At 61.5% G+C, this 14,314-nt stretch carries 14 protein-coding genes; 7 read left to right on the forward strand and 7 right to left on the reverse strand.

Annotated features, from left to right (window positions below; translation table 11 throughout):
• The first annotated feature begins 14 nt into the window (after positions 1-14).
• The gene (locus tag BFC21_RS00300) at positions 15-716 is read left to right on the forward strand and encodes a response regulator (RefSeq protein WP_088379352.1); all 702 of its coding nucleotides are present in this window, start codon (positions 15-17) and stop codon (positions 714-716) included.
• Here BFC21_RS00300 and BFC21_RS00305 read toward each other — a convergent pair.
• Positions 683-1,720 carry a patatin-like phospholipase family protein gene (locus BFC21_RS00305; protein ID WP_088379353.1) on the reverse strand — a complete coding sequence of 346 codons (1,038 nt, stop codon included), beginning with the start codon at positions 1,718-1,720 and terminating at the stop codon, positions 683-685. The two genes, BFC21_RS00300 and BFC21_RS00305, sit on opposite strands and share 34 nt — an antisense overlap.
• A gap of 194 nt (positions 1,721-1,914) precedes the next feature.
• On the opposite strand from BFC21_RS00305, the gene BFC21_RS00310 reads away from it, so the two are divergent.
• The 3 genes from BFC21_RS00310 to BFC21_RS00320 all read left to right on the forward strand — a co-directional run bounded on the left by BFC21_RS00310 (position 1,915) and on the right by BFC21_RS00320 (position 3,864).
• Positions 1,915-2,193, forward strand: a complete 279-nt coding sequence (locus BFC21_RS00310; RefSeq protein ID WP_016780105.1) for a hypothetical protein — start codon at positions 1,915-1,917, stop codon at positions 2,191-2,193.
• Between the two features lie 28 nt (positions 2,194-2,221).
• Positions 2,222-2,989 (forward strand): CHAD domain-containing protein, encoded by a 768-nt coding sequence (locus tag BFC21_RS00315; RefSeq protein WP_088379354.1) that lies wholly within the window; start codon positions 2,222-2,224, stop codon positions 2,987-2,989.
• 77 nt (positions 2,990-3,066) lie between these two features.
• Complete coding sequence (locus BFC21_RS00320; protein WP_088379355.1) at positions 3,067-3,864, forward strand: acyl-CoA thioesterase II; 798 nt, start codon at positions 3,067-3,069, stop codon at positions 3,862-3,864.
• Here the strand turns inward: BFC21_RS00320 and BFC21_RS00325 are convergent, their stop codons facing one another.
• The 3 genes from BFC21_RS00325 to BFC21_RS00335 all read right to left on the reverse strand — a co-directional run bounded on the left by BFC21_RS00325 (position 3,865) and on the right by BFC21_RS00335 (position 6,713).
• Positions 3,865-4,122, reverse strand: a complete 258-nt coding sequence (locus BFC21_RS00325; RefSeq protein ID WP_120265498.1) for a terminase — start codon at positions 4,120-4,122, stop codon at positions 3,865-3,867. It abuts the gene before it with no gap.
• A 99-nt stretch (positions 4,123-4,221) separates the two neighbouring features.
• Complete coding sequence (locus BFC21_RS00330; protein WP_095004187.1) at positions 4,222-5,703, reverse strand: methyl-accepting chemotaxis protein; 1,482 nt, start codon at positions 5,701-5,703, stop codon at positions 4,222-4,224.
• A gap of 200 nt (positions 5,704-5,903) precedes the next feature.
• Positions 5,904-6,713 (reverse strand): TatD family hydrolase, encoded by an 810-nt coding sequence (locus BFC21_RS00335; protein WP_088379358.1) that lies wholly within the window; start codon positions 6,711-6,713, stop codon positions 5,904-5,906.
• A gap of 236 nt (positions 6,714-6,949) precedes the next feature.
• Between BFC21_RS00335 and BFC21_RS00340 the strand changes: the two genes are divergently transcribed.
• The 3 genes from BFC21_RS00340 (at position 6,950) to BFC21_RS00350 (ending at position 9,458) form a co-directional block, all read left to right on the forward strand.
• On the forward strand, positions 6,950-8,368 hold the full coding sequence (locus BFC21_RS00340; RefSeq protein ID WP_086796143.1) for a transglycosylase SLT domain-containing protein: 1,419 nt from the start codon (positions 6,950-6,952) through the stop codon (positions 8,366-8,368).
• Between the two features lie 104 nt (positions 8,369-8,472).
• Positions 8,473-8,907 (forward strand): DoxX family protein, encoded by a 435-nt coding sequence (locus tag BFC21_RS00345; protein WP_088379359.1) that lies wholly within the window; start codon positions 8,473-8,475, stop codon positions 8,905-8,907.
• Between the two features lie 242 nt (positions 8,908-9,149).
• Positions 9,150-9,458, forward strand: a complete 309-nt coding sequence (locus BFC21_RS00350; protein WP_095004186.1) for a hypothetical protein — start codon at positions 9,150-9,152, stop codon at positions 9,456-9,458.
• Positions 9,459-10,433: 975 nt separating this feature from the next.
• On the opposite strand, the gene BFC21_RS00360 is transcribed toward BFC21_RS00350, so the two are convergent.
• From BFC21_RS00360 to BFC21_RS00370, 3 genes are all read right to left on the reverse strand, one after another.
• Entirely contained in the window at positions 10,434-11,684 is a 1,251-nt protein-coding gene (locus BFC21_RS00360) for an FAD-binding oxidoreductase (RefSeq protein WP_120265499.1), read from the reverse strand.
• Positions 11,677-13,266: an aldehyde dehydrogenase (NADP(+)) gene (locus BFC21_RS00365; RefSeq protein ID WP_088379362.1), complete on the reverse strand. Its 1,590-nt coding sequence runs from the start codon at positions 13,264-13,266 to the stop codon at positions 11,677-11,679. Before BFC21_RS00365 ends, BFC21_RS00360 begins: the two co-directional genes overlap by 8 nt.
• An 85-nt stretch (positions 13,267-13,351) precedes the next feature.
• Positions 13,352-14,299 carry a dihydrodipicolinate synthase family protein gene (locus tag BFC21_RS00370; RefSeq protein WP_088379363.1) on the reverse strand — a complete coding sequence of 316 codons (948 nt, stop codon included), beginning with the start codon at positions 14,297-14,299 and terminating at the stop codon, positions 13,352-13,354.
• Positions 14,300-14,314 lie beyond the last annotated feature (15 nt).

A 14,314-nucleotide genomic window follows, 5' to 3' on the forward strand; every position in this document is an offset into this window, starting at 1 on the left:
TGCGGCATACACCCATGAGCCAGAGCGCGACCATCCTGGTCATCGATGACGAACCGCAGATCCGCAAGTTTCTGCGTATCAGCCTGGTGTCCCAGGGCTATACCGTGCTGGAGGCCGCCACCGGTGCCGACGGCCTGAGCCAGGCTGCGTTGGGGCAGCCCGATCTGCTGGTGCTGGACCTGGGGTTACCGGACATGGACGGCCAACACGTGCTGCGCGAGTTTCGCGAGTGGTCCGGGGCGCCGGTGCTGGTGCTCTCGGTGCGCGCCAGCGAAGCGCAAAAAGTCCAGGCACTGGACGGTGGGGCCAACGATTATGTGACCAAGCCCTTCGGTATCCAGGAATTTTTGGCGCGAATCAGGGCCTTGCTGCGCCAGGCCCCCGCAGGCGAAACCCGGGAGTCGGCCCTTGTGCTTGGGCCGTTGACCGTGGATCTGGCGTTTCGCCGCGTGCTGCTCGATGGCGTCGAGGTGGCACTGACCCGCAAGGAGTACGCCGTGCTGGCGCAACTGGCGCGCCATCCCGGGCGGGTCATCACCCAGCAGCAACTGCTCAAGGATATCTGGGGCCCGACCCACACCGAGAACAGCCATTACCTGCGCATCGTGGTTGGCCATTTGCGCCAGAAACTGGCGGATGACCCGACCCGGCCGCGGTTTATCGTGACCGAGGCCGGGGTGGGTTACCGGTTGTTGGACGCCGCGTCCTTTTCGTAGCGGTCCAGGGTATCTCGGGTAATGATCCGCCCCAGCTCGATCAGCTCGGCCGCTTTGTAAAACTCGAAAAACCGGCACACCCGCTTGGGCACGTTGATCAGGATATCGGGCGGGTAACCGGCAATCTTGTATTGCGCCAACGAGGTTTGCATTACCTCGAAACTCTGGTTGATCAAGTCCAGCAGTGAAGCCGGGCCCACGTTGTCGATGATCACCGAGCCGGTGGCCGACTTGGGCGAGCCCTCTTGCGCCCCGGGCCGCGCAGGTTGGGTAGAGTCCAGCCAGGGGTTGCTCTGCGGTTCCTCCAGGGGGCTAAGCATTTCCTGCTCCAGATTGAGCAATTGCTCGGCGTGTTTGTTGCGAAACGGGATGCGTGAGCCCAGCGAACTCATCAGGTTGTCAAAACGCCCTTTAAAAGCCGCAGGCCGCTGGATAACCGGCAACTGGTAGTGGCTCTGCAGGGTCGAGCTGAGGTTGACGGCGATGATCAGGTCACAGTTGCTGGACACCACCGGCACGATCGGCAACGGGTTGAGCAGGCTGCCGTCCACCAGCATGCGATTGCCCTGCATCACCGGGGTAAACAGGCTGGGAATCGCTGCCGAGGCGCGCATGGCCTGGTGCAGGCAGCCTTCCTGGAACCAGATTTCCTGCTGGTGGGTGAGGTCGGTGGCCACGGCAGTGTAGGGAATGCGCAGGTCTTCGATATTGATCTCGCCGACGATATTGCGGATCTGGCCAAAGACCTTTTCACCGCGAATCGCCCCCAGGCGAAAGCTGACATCCACAAGCCGCAACACATCGAGGTAGTCCAGGCTTTGAATCCAGTCGCGATACTGGTCAAGCTTGCCGGCGGCATAAATGCCGCCGACCACTGCGCCCATTGAGCAGCCGGCGATACAGCCAATTTCATAGCCCCGGCTTTCAAGTTCTTCAATGACGCCAATATGGGCATAGCCCCGGGCGCCACCGGAGCCCAATACCAATGCAATTGTTTTTTTCATGAGCGGCCTTTCCCCCTGACAGACACTCACAATGCCTTTTTGTTAAGTGTAGTGACAGCTTTGAGGATGAACCCGGATCCACGAGCTAGGCTAGGGCTGGCAAGTGAGGTTTTTTAGATGGGGGGTGTTGTGGCACTTTTATGCAGGTTGTTCGTCTGAGACTGCACTGAACATTCAATTCTTGAGGAAACACCATGAAAGCATGGATTTGTGTGCCGTTGATTGCCCTGGCATTGGCCGGATGTGCGGGGACCAAAGCCTACCGTGACACCTGTGCCACCAACCTCGACGCGGCCTGGCACGAGCTGGACCTGGCCAAGGCGGAAGGTTTTGCCGGTACGGTCAGCTACTCCAAGGCCTTGTCCCTGCTGACCGCAGCCAAGACCCAGCAGCAATTCGAAGCCTTTGAGGGCTGCACCAAAAAAGCCGAAAAGGCGCGTTTCTACATTCGTGAATCCCGCGCCGGGCGTTGAACCGTCGCGGTAAGAGGGGAGGGTGAGGATGTCTGAGCTGGTTGACCGGATAGTGGCCAATATTGCGCGTCTGGAGGTCAAGCTGTGGGCTTGCCAGGCGCGCCTGGAAGCCGATACGGACCCCGAGGCCCTGCACGACCTACGCACCACGGTGCGCCGCTTGCGCAGCCTGCTGCGGCCCTTGCGCGGGCTGCCGGGGGTGGTGCAACTGGAGATGTCAGCGTCCCAGGTGGGCGTTTTGACTACGCCCTTGCGCGATCTTGAGGTCCTGGCTGCCCATCTGCACAAGGCGGGCTACACCGGGCTGGCCCAACGGCGCTTGCAGCAGTTGGCCGGCAGTTATGCCCGGGTGGCGGACAGCGAGCAACTGGCCCAGTTGCTGATGATCCTCGATGTGTTTCCACGTTTTTTGCGCGCGGCCGAGCGTGAAGGGCTGCTGCGCGGTTTGCGCCAGCGCATCGAAAAGGTGCTGGATAAACAGTGGCAAACCCTGGAAAAAGCCCTTAATGACCCGGGCCATGACCGCCATCGCGTGCGTTTGTTGATCAAGCGCGTGCGCTATGCGGCCGAGGCTTATCCCGAGCTGAACCAGTTGCCGCCGCTGGTGCTGGCACGCCTCAAGGCTGCGCAACAGGCCCTGGGCGAATGGCACGATGCCTGGCAGTGGTTGCTGCAGGCCGGGCAGCAGGCCGATCTGCAACCCTGTGTCGCGCAGTGGCAGGCCACCCTGGAACACGGCGAAAAACGGGCTGACAAGGCACTGATCAAACTGAGTGCGGCGTGCTTTCACTCCTGATCTTTGGCCGATACGTCACTGTGCGGCGCCCCCTGGATGGGTAGTATCCCGGCCTGTTTATCTGTTTGGAGGTGCTTATGCAGTTTCGCGAGTTAGTGGCGGCAGTGCGCCAAACCCCGCTGGACGTGACTATCCCGGCCGATTGGGGCCAGGGCCGTGCCAGCTTTGGTGGCCTGGTGGTGGCCCTGCAGTACGAAGCCATGCGCGCGCACATCGCCCCCGAGCGGGCGTTGCGTTCGCTGGCGGTGAGTTTTGTCGGGCCGGTGGCAGCGGATGTGCCCATCCGTTTTGAGGTCGAGGTGTTGCGCGAGGGCAAGGCAGTTAGCCAGGTGCTGGGCCGTGCCCTGCAGGACGGTCAGGTGGTGACCCTGGTGCAAGGCAGTTTTGGTGCATCCCGGCAGTCGGCGGCGAACGTGGAAGGCCTGCCGGCCCCTGACATGAAGGCCGTCGAGGAGTGCCCATTATTGCCCTATATCAAGGGCGTTACCCCTGAATTCATGCGGCACATGTCCATGGCCTGGGCTGTGGGGGCGCTGCCGTTTACTGGTCGAGGCACGCGGGAAATGGGCGGCTGGGTGCGTTTTGCCGGTGACGTGCAGGACGAGCCCCTGACCGAGACCCATTTGCTGGCGCTGGTCGATACCTGGCCACCTGCGCTGTTGCCGTTGCTGAACAAACCCACAGCGGGCAGCACGCTGACCTGGACCATCGAGTTTGTGCAGCCCCTGCCAACGGTCAGCACCCTTGAGTGGTGCAAGTACCTGGCAGTCATCGAGCATGCCCGGGACGGCTACGGCCATGTGGCCGCCAACCTGTGGGGCCCTGGCGGCGAGTTGATTGCGCTCAGCCGCCAGACCGTAGCCGTGTTCGGTTAATCAGAAGGCCTGGCTGTTGTCCGTTTCGCTGGCGAGTTTGTGGCCCTGGCGTTTCAGGATCAGCGCTGCAAACAGGGCGACCAGGCCGATCACCGCGCTGGTGGCGTTTTCACTGAACACGCCTGACACCAGCAGCAGGAAAGCCACCACCAGCAAGGGTACCGCGATCAGGTTGATGGCCTGATGCGCGCGGCCCTGATGGCTTTGCGGGGTGGAGCGCCATTGCCAGGCGGGTAGGTTTGGATGACGTTTGCCCATGATTGCTCTCCTTGTTCGAGGGTTCAGCCTGGGCTGAACCGGATAAACAAATCATAGAATCAGGGCCGCCTTGCGGCGAATCAACAATGGCTATTGGCCTTATAGCTTTAGTTGACCGATCGCCCGGTTCAACTCGCCGGCTAGGGTCGCCAGCTCATTGCTGGTGGTGGCCGAATCGACGGTCTGTTGCACGGTGTTTTCGGTGACATCACGAATGCTCACCACCGCCCGGTTCATCTCTTCGGCCACCTGGCTTTGTTGCTCGGCTGCCACGGCAATCTGGGTATTGCTTTCGCGCATTTGCGCCACCGCGTGGGTGATCTCGGCCAGTGCCGCGCCGGCTTCCTGGGCCTGCTGCACGCAGTCGTCGGCCTTGAACGAGCTTTCCTGCATAAAATCCACGGCATCACGGGTGCCGGCCTGAAGGGCCGAGACCATCGCGGTGATTTCGTCGGTGGAGGTCTGCACACGCTTGGCCAGATGCCGCACTTCATCGGCGACCACGGCAAAGCCCCGGCCCATCTCGCCTGCGCGGGCCGCTTCGATGGCGGCGTTAAGAGCCAGCAGGTTGGTCTGCTCGGCAATGCTGTGGATCACGCTGACCACGCCGTTGATCTTCTGGCTGTCCTGGGCCAGTTGCTGAATCATCTCGGCGGTGGTTTGCACCCCGGTGGACAGGCTGGCGATGGATTGCTGCACCCGGCTGACCACCTGCTGGCCACTGCCGGCCAGGTTGTCAGCGGTTTGCGACAGGTCGCGGGTAGCACCGGCGTGTTGCGCAATATGGTAGACGGTGGCCGACATTTCATTGATGGCGGTGGCAGCCTGGTCGGTTTCGCTTTGCTGGCCCAGCATGCCGTGGCGTACCTCGTCCATGCTGCTGGCCAGGCGCGCGGCACCGGCGTCCAGTTGCGCGGCCGTTTGGGCCACGGTGTTTACTACTCGTTGGTAACCGGCCTGCATGGCATTGAAGGCGCTGGCCATCTGCCCGACTTCATCGGTACAGGCCAGCGGCACCCGGGCGGACAAGTCGCCGGTTTTCTCCACATGCAGCATGACGTCCTTGAGGGTGTTGAGCTGGCTGAGCAAAAAGCGGATCAGCAGCTGCGAGGCGCAGAGCATGGCCAGCATCAGGATCAGCACGGCGGCGGCATAGTTGGGCAGCCGCTCGACAAACACCTGGGCCAGGCTGGGTGTTTGGGCCAGCACGGCGATTGTGTGCCCGTCGTCGCGGGTCAGCACCTCGGCGCCCAGCAGCAGGTCGCGACCGAACAGGGGCATGGGATTGATCGGCACCCAGCCGTTGGCGTTGCTCAACTGGGGCAGGGGCTGGCCGCTGACCGTGGGGACTTGCCCAGGTTCGAGACGCAGCAACTGGCTGGCCTCGGGCAAGGGCTGCCCGGGGGGCCAGGCACTGAGCAATTGCGCCTGGGCCTGGGCGTTGGCTTGCGCAGCATGGCTGCGCGATTGCTGCTCAAGCTGCACGGCGTAAAGTACCAGCAGCAGCGTGGTGACAAACGCCACCGCGTTGACAGCCCAGAATTTGTATTTGAGCGAGATGTTGCTAAGCCAGGTGCCCATGGGAGGTCTTCTCTGAGTTGGCGCAAACAATATTGGCAAGGTGCCATCATTGTGCCGCTATTCAGTGACGATCTTGTTGATGTGGGTCAAAAGAGGCACTGCGTGGGAGCGGGCTTGCCCGCGATGCAGGCGACGCGGTCTTTCTGGTAAATCGCGTCGATGCCATCGCGGGCAAGCCCGCTCCCACAAGGGATGGGGCGTCAGTCTGTCAGTACCGGCAACCCATAAAACCCCCGCGCACACGCGGTGGTGTGTTCGGCCAGGTCCTGTTCGCTTTCGCCACGGTGCACCGCCACTTCGCGCAGTACATCGGTCAGGTAGGCCGGTTCATTACGGCCGCTTTTCGGTTTTGGTCGCAGGGTCCGCGGCAACAGGTACGGCGCATCGCTTTCGAGCATCAGGCGCCCACGGGGGATGTCGCGCACCAGCGGGTGCAGGTGGGTGCCCCGGCGTTCGTCGCAAATCCAGCCGGTAATGCCGATATGCAGGTCCAGGTCGAGGTAGCTGAACAGCGCCTTTTTCTCCCCGGTAAAGCAATGCACAACAGCCGCCGGCAAGCGGTCGCGGAAGTCGCGCAGGATCTCCAGCAAGCGCTGGTTGGCATCACGTTCATGCAAAAACACCGGCAATTGCAGGTCAACAGCAAGCGCCAGGTGCTCTTCCAGTACTTTCTCCTGCTGGGCGCGGGGCGAGAAGTCGCGGTTGAAGTCCAGCCCGCACTCGCCCACGGCACAGACGCCTGGCTCTTTGAGCAGGGCCAGCAACTGGCGGGCGCTGTCGCCGTTCCAGTCACTGGCCGCGTGCGGGTGAATGCCGGCCGTAGAGAACAGGCGCTGGCCGCTTTCGTCCAGCTCGCGGCACAGTTGCAAGGCCTGTTCGCTGCCTTCAACGCTGGTGCCGGTCAGTACCAATTGGCACACCCCAGCTGCGTAAGCGCGATCCAGCACGGCCTGGTGTTTGCCGTCGAAGCTTGGGTTGGTCAGGTTGACGCCGATATCAATGAGTTGCATGGTTTTACCTCAGGCCACAGGCCATGAAGCATATCAGAGCTGTAGATTTACAAGAAAAACTAAGAACTACAGACAGTTATGGTTGTCTTTGAATGCCGCAACAACGCAATGCCCGGTTTACCAAAGGGCGCATTGACTGTTTTGCGCGCTGTTTCCAGCGCTTGAAAGCCTCAATTGGGGCAACCGGTTGTCGGGAAACCGACAAGTTGCTGGGCTGTATTCTTTCCGGAGAACGGATGACAAGACCGACGCTATTGATTGCGCTGTGCCTGCTGCTGTTGCCGCTACCGGCACTGGCGCGCCTGGCCGGACCCTTACAGGTCGGGCAGCCGAGTCAGGTCCGCGATCTGGCGCAAATTCGCAGCAGCCAGGTGTTACGGGTGCTGGTCAATCAAAGCCGCAACAGTTCGGGCGAGGTTCAGGGGCAGGCGATTGGCGTTGAATACCACCGACTGCGTGCGTTTGAACACTACCTCAACAGCCATGCCCGTGATGGCCAGGAAATAACCCTCAAGATCATTCCCAAAGCCAAGGATCAACTGCTTGGCGCCTTGTCCCGCGGTGAAGGCGATGTGGTTGCCCCGGGCGAATTGATTGATTTCAAACCCAGCCGCGCCATCAGTGCCAGTGACCCGATCGTCGACGAAGTGCCGCTGCTGTTGGTGGGGGTCAAGGGCGAGCGCCGTTTTACCCGTATGGAGCAGCTGTCGGGTCGTACCGTGGCGCTGACCACCGGCAGTGCGGCGGGGGCATCGGTCAACCTGATCAATCAGAAACTGGCCCTGCGCAAATTGCCTCCGGTGAAGATCGAATGGGTAGACCCCACCCTGGCAGTCGAAGACGTGCTGGAGATGGTGCAGGCGGGTATTTTTCATCTGACCATCGTGGAGCGCCCGATTGCCGAGCGTTGGGCCACATTGATGCCCAAATTGCGTTTTGACCGCAAGGTGCTGGTCAGCGAACCCGAAGCCATGCACTGGTATGTGCGCCGCGATGCTTCGATGTTGCGGGCCAGCATTGACCGTTTTCTGGATGGCTACAAGGCCCCGGCCGATCAGGATGTCGCCTTTGAACGGGTCTATCGTCGCTTGTACCGGGTGCATTACCCCCTGGCTCGGGCCGACCGCCAGCAGCTTGAGAAATTGCGCCCGGTCTTGCAGAAACATGCACAACAGCAAGGTATGGACTGGCTGAACCTGGCGGCGCTGGCATTCAAGGAGTCCACCCTTGACCCCAATGCCAAAGGCACCGGCGGCGCGACCGGGCTGCTGCAAATCACGCCTTCTGCCGCGCAGCGGGTGGGGGTCAACAATATTCAGAGCGTCGATAACAATGTACAAGCCGGGGCCAAGTACCTGGCAATGATTCGTCGCAAGTTCTTTGCCAGCCCCAAACTCAATGAACGCGAGCGCATGGCCTTCGTGCTGGCAGCTTACAACATGGGGCCGGAGCGGGTGCAAGGCATGCGCGCCGAGGCCAGGCGACGTGGCCTGAACCCCAACCAGTGGTTCTTTCAGGTAGAGCGTATTGCGATGGAGCAGGTGGGAATGGGGGCTGTCAGCTATGTTAATAGCGTGAACAAGTACTATTTGGCGTTTGATCGGGAGCGGGATTCGCTGGAGCCCAAAAAAGCTGAACTCGTCACACGTAAATAATCGAATAAATCGATTGTTTTTCTCGGTTTATTCGACTTTTAACATTATAAAAACTGATTAGTATGGCGAGCATTCCCCCACTGATTACCTTAAAGGATTCCACCATGAGCAAATTGATCCATACCGTACTGGGCAGCCGCGCAGGTTATGGCTTGACGGTTTTGCGTATTTTTGTAGGCATCATTTTCGCGGCTCACGGTTCGCAGAAACTGTTTGGCTGGTTTGGTGGCGGTGGTCTGGCCGGGACTGCGCAATGGATGGAAAGCATCGGCCTGGCGCCGGGTACGCTGATGGCCGTTCTGGCTGGCGGTACCGAGTTCCTCGGTGGTCTGGCGCTGATTGTCGGTCTGCTGGCGCGCCCGGCGGCATTGGGTTTGTCGTTTACCCTGCTGGTGGCGATTTTCTCGGTGCATATCAGCAACGGCCTGTTTATGGCCAACAATGGCTATGAGTTTGCCCTGGCCCTGCTGGGTGGCACCGTCGCGGTATTGATCGAAGGTGCGGGCAAATTGTCGATCGATCGTGCAATTGCTGACTGAAATCCGATGTCAGTGAAAAGGCCCGCCCAGAGCGGGCCTTTTTCGTTTCAGATGAGTATTGACAGCTGCAAGCAGGTTTATCTAGGATGTTTTCTTGCGCCGATTTAAACAGCTACTTGCGGGGCGCCAGAGGGTCAAAGACCGTCTAAGAGGCTTGTAACAGGCCTTGAAATACCGCTAAAGCGCTGGTTCGGTGTTGCCTCTCACCTGCCACGCAGAAACTTGAGGCGGAGAACCGATTCATGAGTCACCCACGTCCTGTTGTACGTCTTGCGCCGATCTCGGCCAGCCCTGCCTTGCGCAATCCAAAAATCCTTCTGAGCGGTAAGCATCAGCCAACGCTGCTGCGCTATCTGGATGGCTGGCCACGCCGCAAAGGCCGGCCTACGGCTTTTCTGATCCAGTTTGTGGAAGAGGGTGATCAGCTGGCGCGCTTTGCCGCTGACAGTTTTGACCTGGCGGTGATCCAGTCCCCCAGTGCCGAGAATGCCCAAGTGGTGATTCACAACCTGACCCGTGTCAGCCGGCAGGGGTTGATAACCCTGCGTTGAGCTGCTTTTGTGGGAGCGGGCTTTGTGGGAGCGGGCTTGCCCGCGATGCAGGCGCTGCGGTACTTCAGTTGCACCGCGTCGATGCCTTCGCGAGCAAGCCCGCTCCCACAGGTGGTTTAAAACCTGTCTAGCCCGTAAACCGGCTGTACGGTGCTCCGGATGCTAGTTGCGCAATCATTTCGACCGTCACTGCCGGCAAGGTTGATAACCCTGCGTTGAGCTGCTTTTGGGAGCTGCTTTTGTGGGAGCGGGCTTTGTGGGAGCGGGCTTGCCCGCGATGCAGGCGCTGCGGTACTTCAGTTGAACCGCGTCGATGCCATCGCGAGCAAGCCCGCTCCCACAGGTGGTTTAAAACCTGTCTAGCCGGTAAGCCGGCTGTACCGGTGCTCCGGATGCCAGTTGCGCAATCATTTCGACCGTCACTGCCGGCAAGGTTGATAACCCTGCGTTGAGCTGCCTTTGTGGGAGCGGGCTTGCCCGCGATGCAGGCGCTGCGGTACTTCAGTTGCACCGCGTCGATGCCATCGCGAGCAAGCCCGCTCCCACAGGTGGTTTAAAACCTGTCTAGCCGGTAAGCCGGCTGTACCGTGCTCCGGATGCCAGTTGCGCAATCATTTCAACCGTCACTGCCGGCAAGGTTGATAACCCTGCGTTGAGCTGCCTTTCGGGAGCTGCTTTTGTGGGAGCGGGCTTGCCCGCGATGCAGGCGCTGCGGTACTTCAGTTGCACCGCGTCGATGCCATCGCGAGCAAGCCCGCTCCCACAGGTGGTCTGAAACCTGTCTAGCCGGTAAGCCGGCTGTACCGTGCTCCGGATGCCAGTTGCGCAATCATTTCAACCGTCACTGCCGGCAAGGTTGATAGCCCTGCGTTGAGCTGCTTTTGTGGGAACGGGCTTGCCCGCGATGCAGGCGCTGCGGTACTTAAGTTGAACCGCGTCGATGCCATCGCGAGCAAGCCCGCTCCCACAGGTGGTTTAAAACCTGTCTAGCCGGTAAGCCGGCTGTACCGGTGCTCCGGATGCCAGCAGCGCAATCATTTCGGCCGTCACCGCCGCCTGGGTCAAGCCCAAATGCTGATGGCCGAAGGCAAGCAGCACCTTGCCGTCGCCTACCCGATCGATGATCGGCAGCGAGTCAGGCAACGATGGCCGAAAGCCCATCCACGGCGTCGCCCCCTCAGCGCTCAACTCCTCGCGCAGCAACCCCTTGCTTAGGCGATGCAATTGCCAGGCGCGCTCCATGCTCGGCGGCGCATCCAGGCCGGCAAATTCAACCGTACCCGCCAGCCTCAAGCCATCGCTCATCGGCGTCATGATGAATTTGCGTTCCAGTGAGGTGACGGCAAACGGCAGCCGGTCATGCTCCCGGGGCAGCATCAGGTGGTAGCCGCGTTCGGTATCCAGCGGCACGTGCTTGCCGGTCAGGGCTGCGGTCAGTTTGGCCGAGTGGGCGCCGCAGGCAATCACGACCCGGCGAGCGTTTATTTTACCTTGGCGGGTTTGCAGGCAAACCCCGGTCTCACTCAGTTGCCCGCCTGTTACCTGTTGTTTGAGAAACTGCACGCCGCACTGTTTGGCAGCTTCCACCAGCTCGCAGACCATGCGGTAGGGGTCGATAAAGTGCCCCGTGGCCGGGAAAAACAACCCGCCCTGGATCTGTTCACTCAGTTGTGGTGCCGTCTCGCGCACAGCTTTCGCGTCCCGGAACTCCACCGGTACCTGCTGTTGGCGCATGCGGGCCTGCAGTGCCAGGAGTGCTTGCCGGGACTCGGAGCGCTCGTACACCAGCAACGAACCGTCTTCGCGCATCAGGCCCGGGCACTCAATGCCTTTGAGCAACCGGTGCCAGGCGCCCACGCTGCTTTCGTTAAGGGCACGAATGCCTGCCACGCTGCGCTGGAACGGCGCCGGGCGCAGGTTCAACAGCAGGCGGGTGAACCACGGCAGGGCGCGGGGCAGGTATTTCCAGTCCAGGCGCAAAGGGCCCATCGGGTCCATCAGCATGGCCGGCAGGCGCTTGAGAATGGACAGGTCAGCAATGGGAAATACCTGTTCGGTGGCCAGATGCCCGGCGTTGCCGAACGAGGCGCCGTGGCCGGGCTCCTGCATGTCGATGACCACCACCCGCTGGCCCTGACGCGCCAGTTGCAGGGCACAGGCGACGCCGATAACCCCGGCGCCGACCACGGCAATGTCTGCTGTATTCGAGTCGAAGTGATCAGGCATTTTCCAGTACTTCTCTGTGGCCATCGACCAGGCGGCGCAGGTGCAGCGGGTTGGTGTGCTTGAGTGCCGTCGGCAACAGGCTGTCAGGGAAGTCCTGATAGCAGACCGGGCGCAGGAAGCGCAGGATCGCAGCCGTGCCGACCGACGTTGTGCGGGTGTCTGAAGTCGCCGGGAAAGGCCCGCCGTGGACCATCGCGTCGCACACCTCAACCCCGGTTGGCCAGCCATTGACCAGCAGACGCCCGGCCTTGCGCTCCAGGGTAGGCAGCACGGCCCTGGCACTGTCGAGGTCGGCATCATCCAGTTGCAGGGTGATGGTCAATTGGCCTTCCAGGTGCTCAAGTACCTGGCGGATCTCCTGGTCGTCGGCGCATTGCACCACCAGCGCCGTAGCCCCGAATATTTCTGCCTGTAATGCCGGGTCGTTGAGGAAGTCCCTGGCCCGGGTCACGAACAGGTGGGCCTGGCACTGGTTGGGTGTTTCGCCCTGCAAACCGGCTGCCGCCTGTTTTGCGCTGTCGAGCTCTTGCAGCGCGCCAACGCCGGCCTCATAGGCCTGAAAGATCCCCGGAGTGAGCATGGTCTGGGCCGGGCTCTGCTGGATCAGCCGTGCAGCCGTACTGATAAAGCTCTCCAGTGCCGGGCCCTGGTGGCCGATAACCAGCCCCGGGTTGGTGCAAAATTGCCCTGCACCCTGGGTTAGAGAAGCAACGAAACCCTGCGCCAATGAATCGCCGCGAGCCTGCAGTGCAGCAGGGAAGAGCAGTACCGGGTTGATCGAGCTCATCTCCGCATACACCGGGATGGGTTCGGGGCGTGCTGCCGCCACGTTGCACAAAGCCATGCCGCCACTGCGCGAGCCGGTAAAGCCGACCGCCTTGATGCGTGGGTCGCTGACCAGGGCTACACCCACTTCGCGGCCGGAACCAAACAGCAGGGAAAACACCCCTTCTGGCAGGCCCGATTTTTTCACCGCCCGGGCCACCGCATGGCCCACCAGTTCGCTGGTGCCGGGGTGCGCGCTATGGGCCTTGACCACCACCGGGCAGCCAGCCGCCAGTGCCGACGCGGTGTCGCCGCCCGCCACCGAGAACGCCAGCGGGAAGTTGCTGGCACCGAACACGGCCACCGGCCCCAGCGGCACATGACGTTGGCGCAGGTCGGCGCGCGGTAGCGGCTGGCGCTCGGGCAGGGCGTTGTCGACCCGCACATCCAGCCATTCACCGGCGCGCACGGTGCGGGCAAAGGTGCGCAGTTGCTGGCAGGTGCGTCCGCGCTCGCCGAGAATGCGCGGACGTGGCAGGCCGGATTCGCTGACAGCGCGATCAATCAGTTCATCGCCAATGGCTTCGATCTCATCGGCGATGGTTTCAAGGAATATGGCGCGAGTTTGCAGTGAAGCCTCGCGAAAACCGTCAAAAGCCTCCCATGCCAAAGCGCACGCCTGCTCGACATGTTCGCTGCCGCCGCCGAGGTAGGCCGGTTCGAGCGCAGTGCCGGTGGCGGGGTTGATCGCCCGGATCGCTTCGCGGTTACCGGTGATGGCTTGCTGACCGATCAGCATGTTGCCTGTCAGAGTCATGGCGTGTTCCTGAAAAAAGGGGGCTGGGCTGGAACAAGGCGGCGCACATGCTGTGCGCCGCTGTTCAGGGATGTTGCGCTGCGGGTCAGGCGACGTTCTGTTCGGCGGACCAGTTTTTGTACCACTGGCGGAACAGGCTGTACTGGTTCTCGGCGTAGTGGCGCTGAGCATCGCTCAGCACATCGGTGTCGTTGAAGTGCAGGCTGTACTCGGTATCGCCATTGAGCACCATCAGGTGCTTGTAGTAGAGCACCAGGTCAGTCCCTTCATCGAACGACGACAGTACCGCCAGCGCGGCTTCCAGCTCACGGGCCAGACGGCGGGCCTTGGGGTCGCCTTTGGCCGCTTGCTTGCTCAGGGCCACCAGTTGCAGCACTTCGCGCGGCAGGGCGTTGCCGATACCGGTAATGGCACCGGTGGCGTTGCAGTTGACGAAACCGTGCACCACCTGGGTATCGACACCGACCATCAGGGTCACATCATCGTCCTTGGAAGTGATGTGTTCGGCGGCGTAACGCATGTCGACAGCACCGCCGAACTCCTTGAAGCCGATCAGGTTCGGGTATTGGCTGCGCAGCTCGAAGAACAGGTCGGCGCGGGTGGCGAAGCCGTAGTACGGGCTGTTGTAGATCACCGCCGGCAATTGCGGAGCGGCTTCCAGGATGGCAGCGAAGTGGGCTTTTTGCGCCGCAGGCGAGGCCGCACGGGACAGCAGGCGTGGAATCACCATCAGGCCCTGGGCGCCGACCCTGGCGGCGTGTGCTGCGTGGGATACGGCCTCGCGGCTGTTTACTGCGCCGGTGCCGACGATGGTTGGAATACCGGCAGCCACCAGGCGTGCCACACCTTCCTGACGCTCGGCTTCGCTCAGCAATGGCCAGTCACCCATTGACCCGCAGTACACCACGGCACTCATGCCGATATCGATCAATTCGCGGCCCTTGGCCACCAGCGCGTCGAAGTCCGGCTTGCGCTCGGCGGTGCACGGGGTCATCAGGGCAGGCATGCAACCGGTAAAAATGTTATCGCTCATTGTTCTAACTCCTCG

The sequence above is a fragment of the Pseudomonas sp. TMW 2.1634 genome, from assembly GCF_001703595.1.
Lineage (GTDB): Bacteria > Pseudomonadota > Gammaproteobacteria > Pseudomonadales > Pseudomonadaceae > Aquipseudomonas > Aquipseudomonas fragi.

What these genes read in the sequence shown, in the direction of transcription:
- BFC21_RS00300 (WP_088379352.1), top strand. Translation starts at nt 15, where the DNA reads ATGAGCCAGAGCGCGACCATCCTGGTCATCGATGACGAACCGCAGATC.
- BFC21_RS00305 (WP_088379353.1), bottom strand. Translation starts at nt 1,720, where the DNA reads ATGAAAAAAACAATTGCATTGGTATTGGGCTCCGGTGGCGCCCGGGGC.
- BFC21_RS00310 (WP_016780105.1), top strand. Translation starts at nt 1,915, where the DNA reads ATGAAAGCATGGATTTGTGTGCCGTTGATTGCCCTGGCATTGGCCGGA.
- BFC21_RS00315 (WP_088379354.1), top strand. Translation starts at nt 2,222, where the DNA reads ATGTCTGAGCTGGTTGACCGGATAGTGGCCAATATTGCGCGTCTGGAG.
- BFC21_RS00320 (WP_088379355.1), top strand. Translation starts at nt 3,067, where the DNA reads ATGCAGTTTCGCGAGTTAGTGGCGGCAGTGCGCCAAACCCCGCTGGAC.
- BFC21_RS00325 (WP_120265498.1), bottom strand. Translation starts at nt 4,122, where the DNA reads ATGGGCAAACGTCATCCAAACCTACCCGCCTGGCAATGGCGCTCCACC.
- BFC21_RS00330 (WP_095004187.1), bottom strand. Translation starts at nt 5,703, where the DNA reads ATGGGCACCTGGCTTAGCAACATCTCGCTCAAATACAAATTCTGGGCT.
- BFC21_RS00335 (WP_088379358.1), bottom strand. Translation starts at nt 6,713, where the DNA reads ATGCAACTCATTGATATCGGCGTCAACCTGACCAACCCAAGCTTCGAC.
- BFC21_RS00340 (WP_086796143.1), top strand. Translation starts at nt 6,950, where the DNA reads ATGACAAGACCGACGCTATTGATTGCGCTGTGCCTGCTGCTGTTGCCG.
- BFC21_RS00345 (WP_088379359.1), top strand. Translation starts at nt 8,473, where the DNA reads ATGAGCAAATTGATCCATACCGTACTGGGCAGCCGCGCAGGTTATGGC.
- BFC21_RS00350 (WP_095004186.1), top strand. Translation starts at nt 9,150, where the DNA reads ATGAGTCACCCACGTCCTGTTGTACGTCTTGCGCCGATCTCGGCCAGC.
- BFC21_RS00360 (WP_120265499.1), bottom strand. Translation starts at nt 11,684, where the DNA reads ATGCCTGATCACTTCGACTCGAATACAGCAGACATTGCCGTGGTCGGC.
- BFC21_RS00365 (WP_088379362.1), bottom strand. Translation starts at nt 13,266, where the DNA reads ATGACTCTGACAGGCAACATGCTGATCGGTCAGCAAGCCATCACCGGT.
- BFC21_RS00370 (WP_088379363.1), bottom strand. Translation starts at nt 14,299, where the DNA reads ATGAGCGATAACATTTTTACCGGTTGCATGCCTGCCCTGATGACCCCG.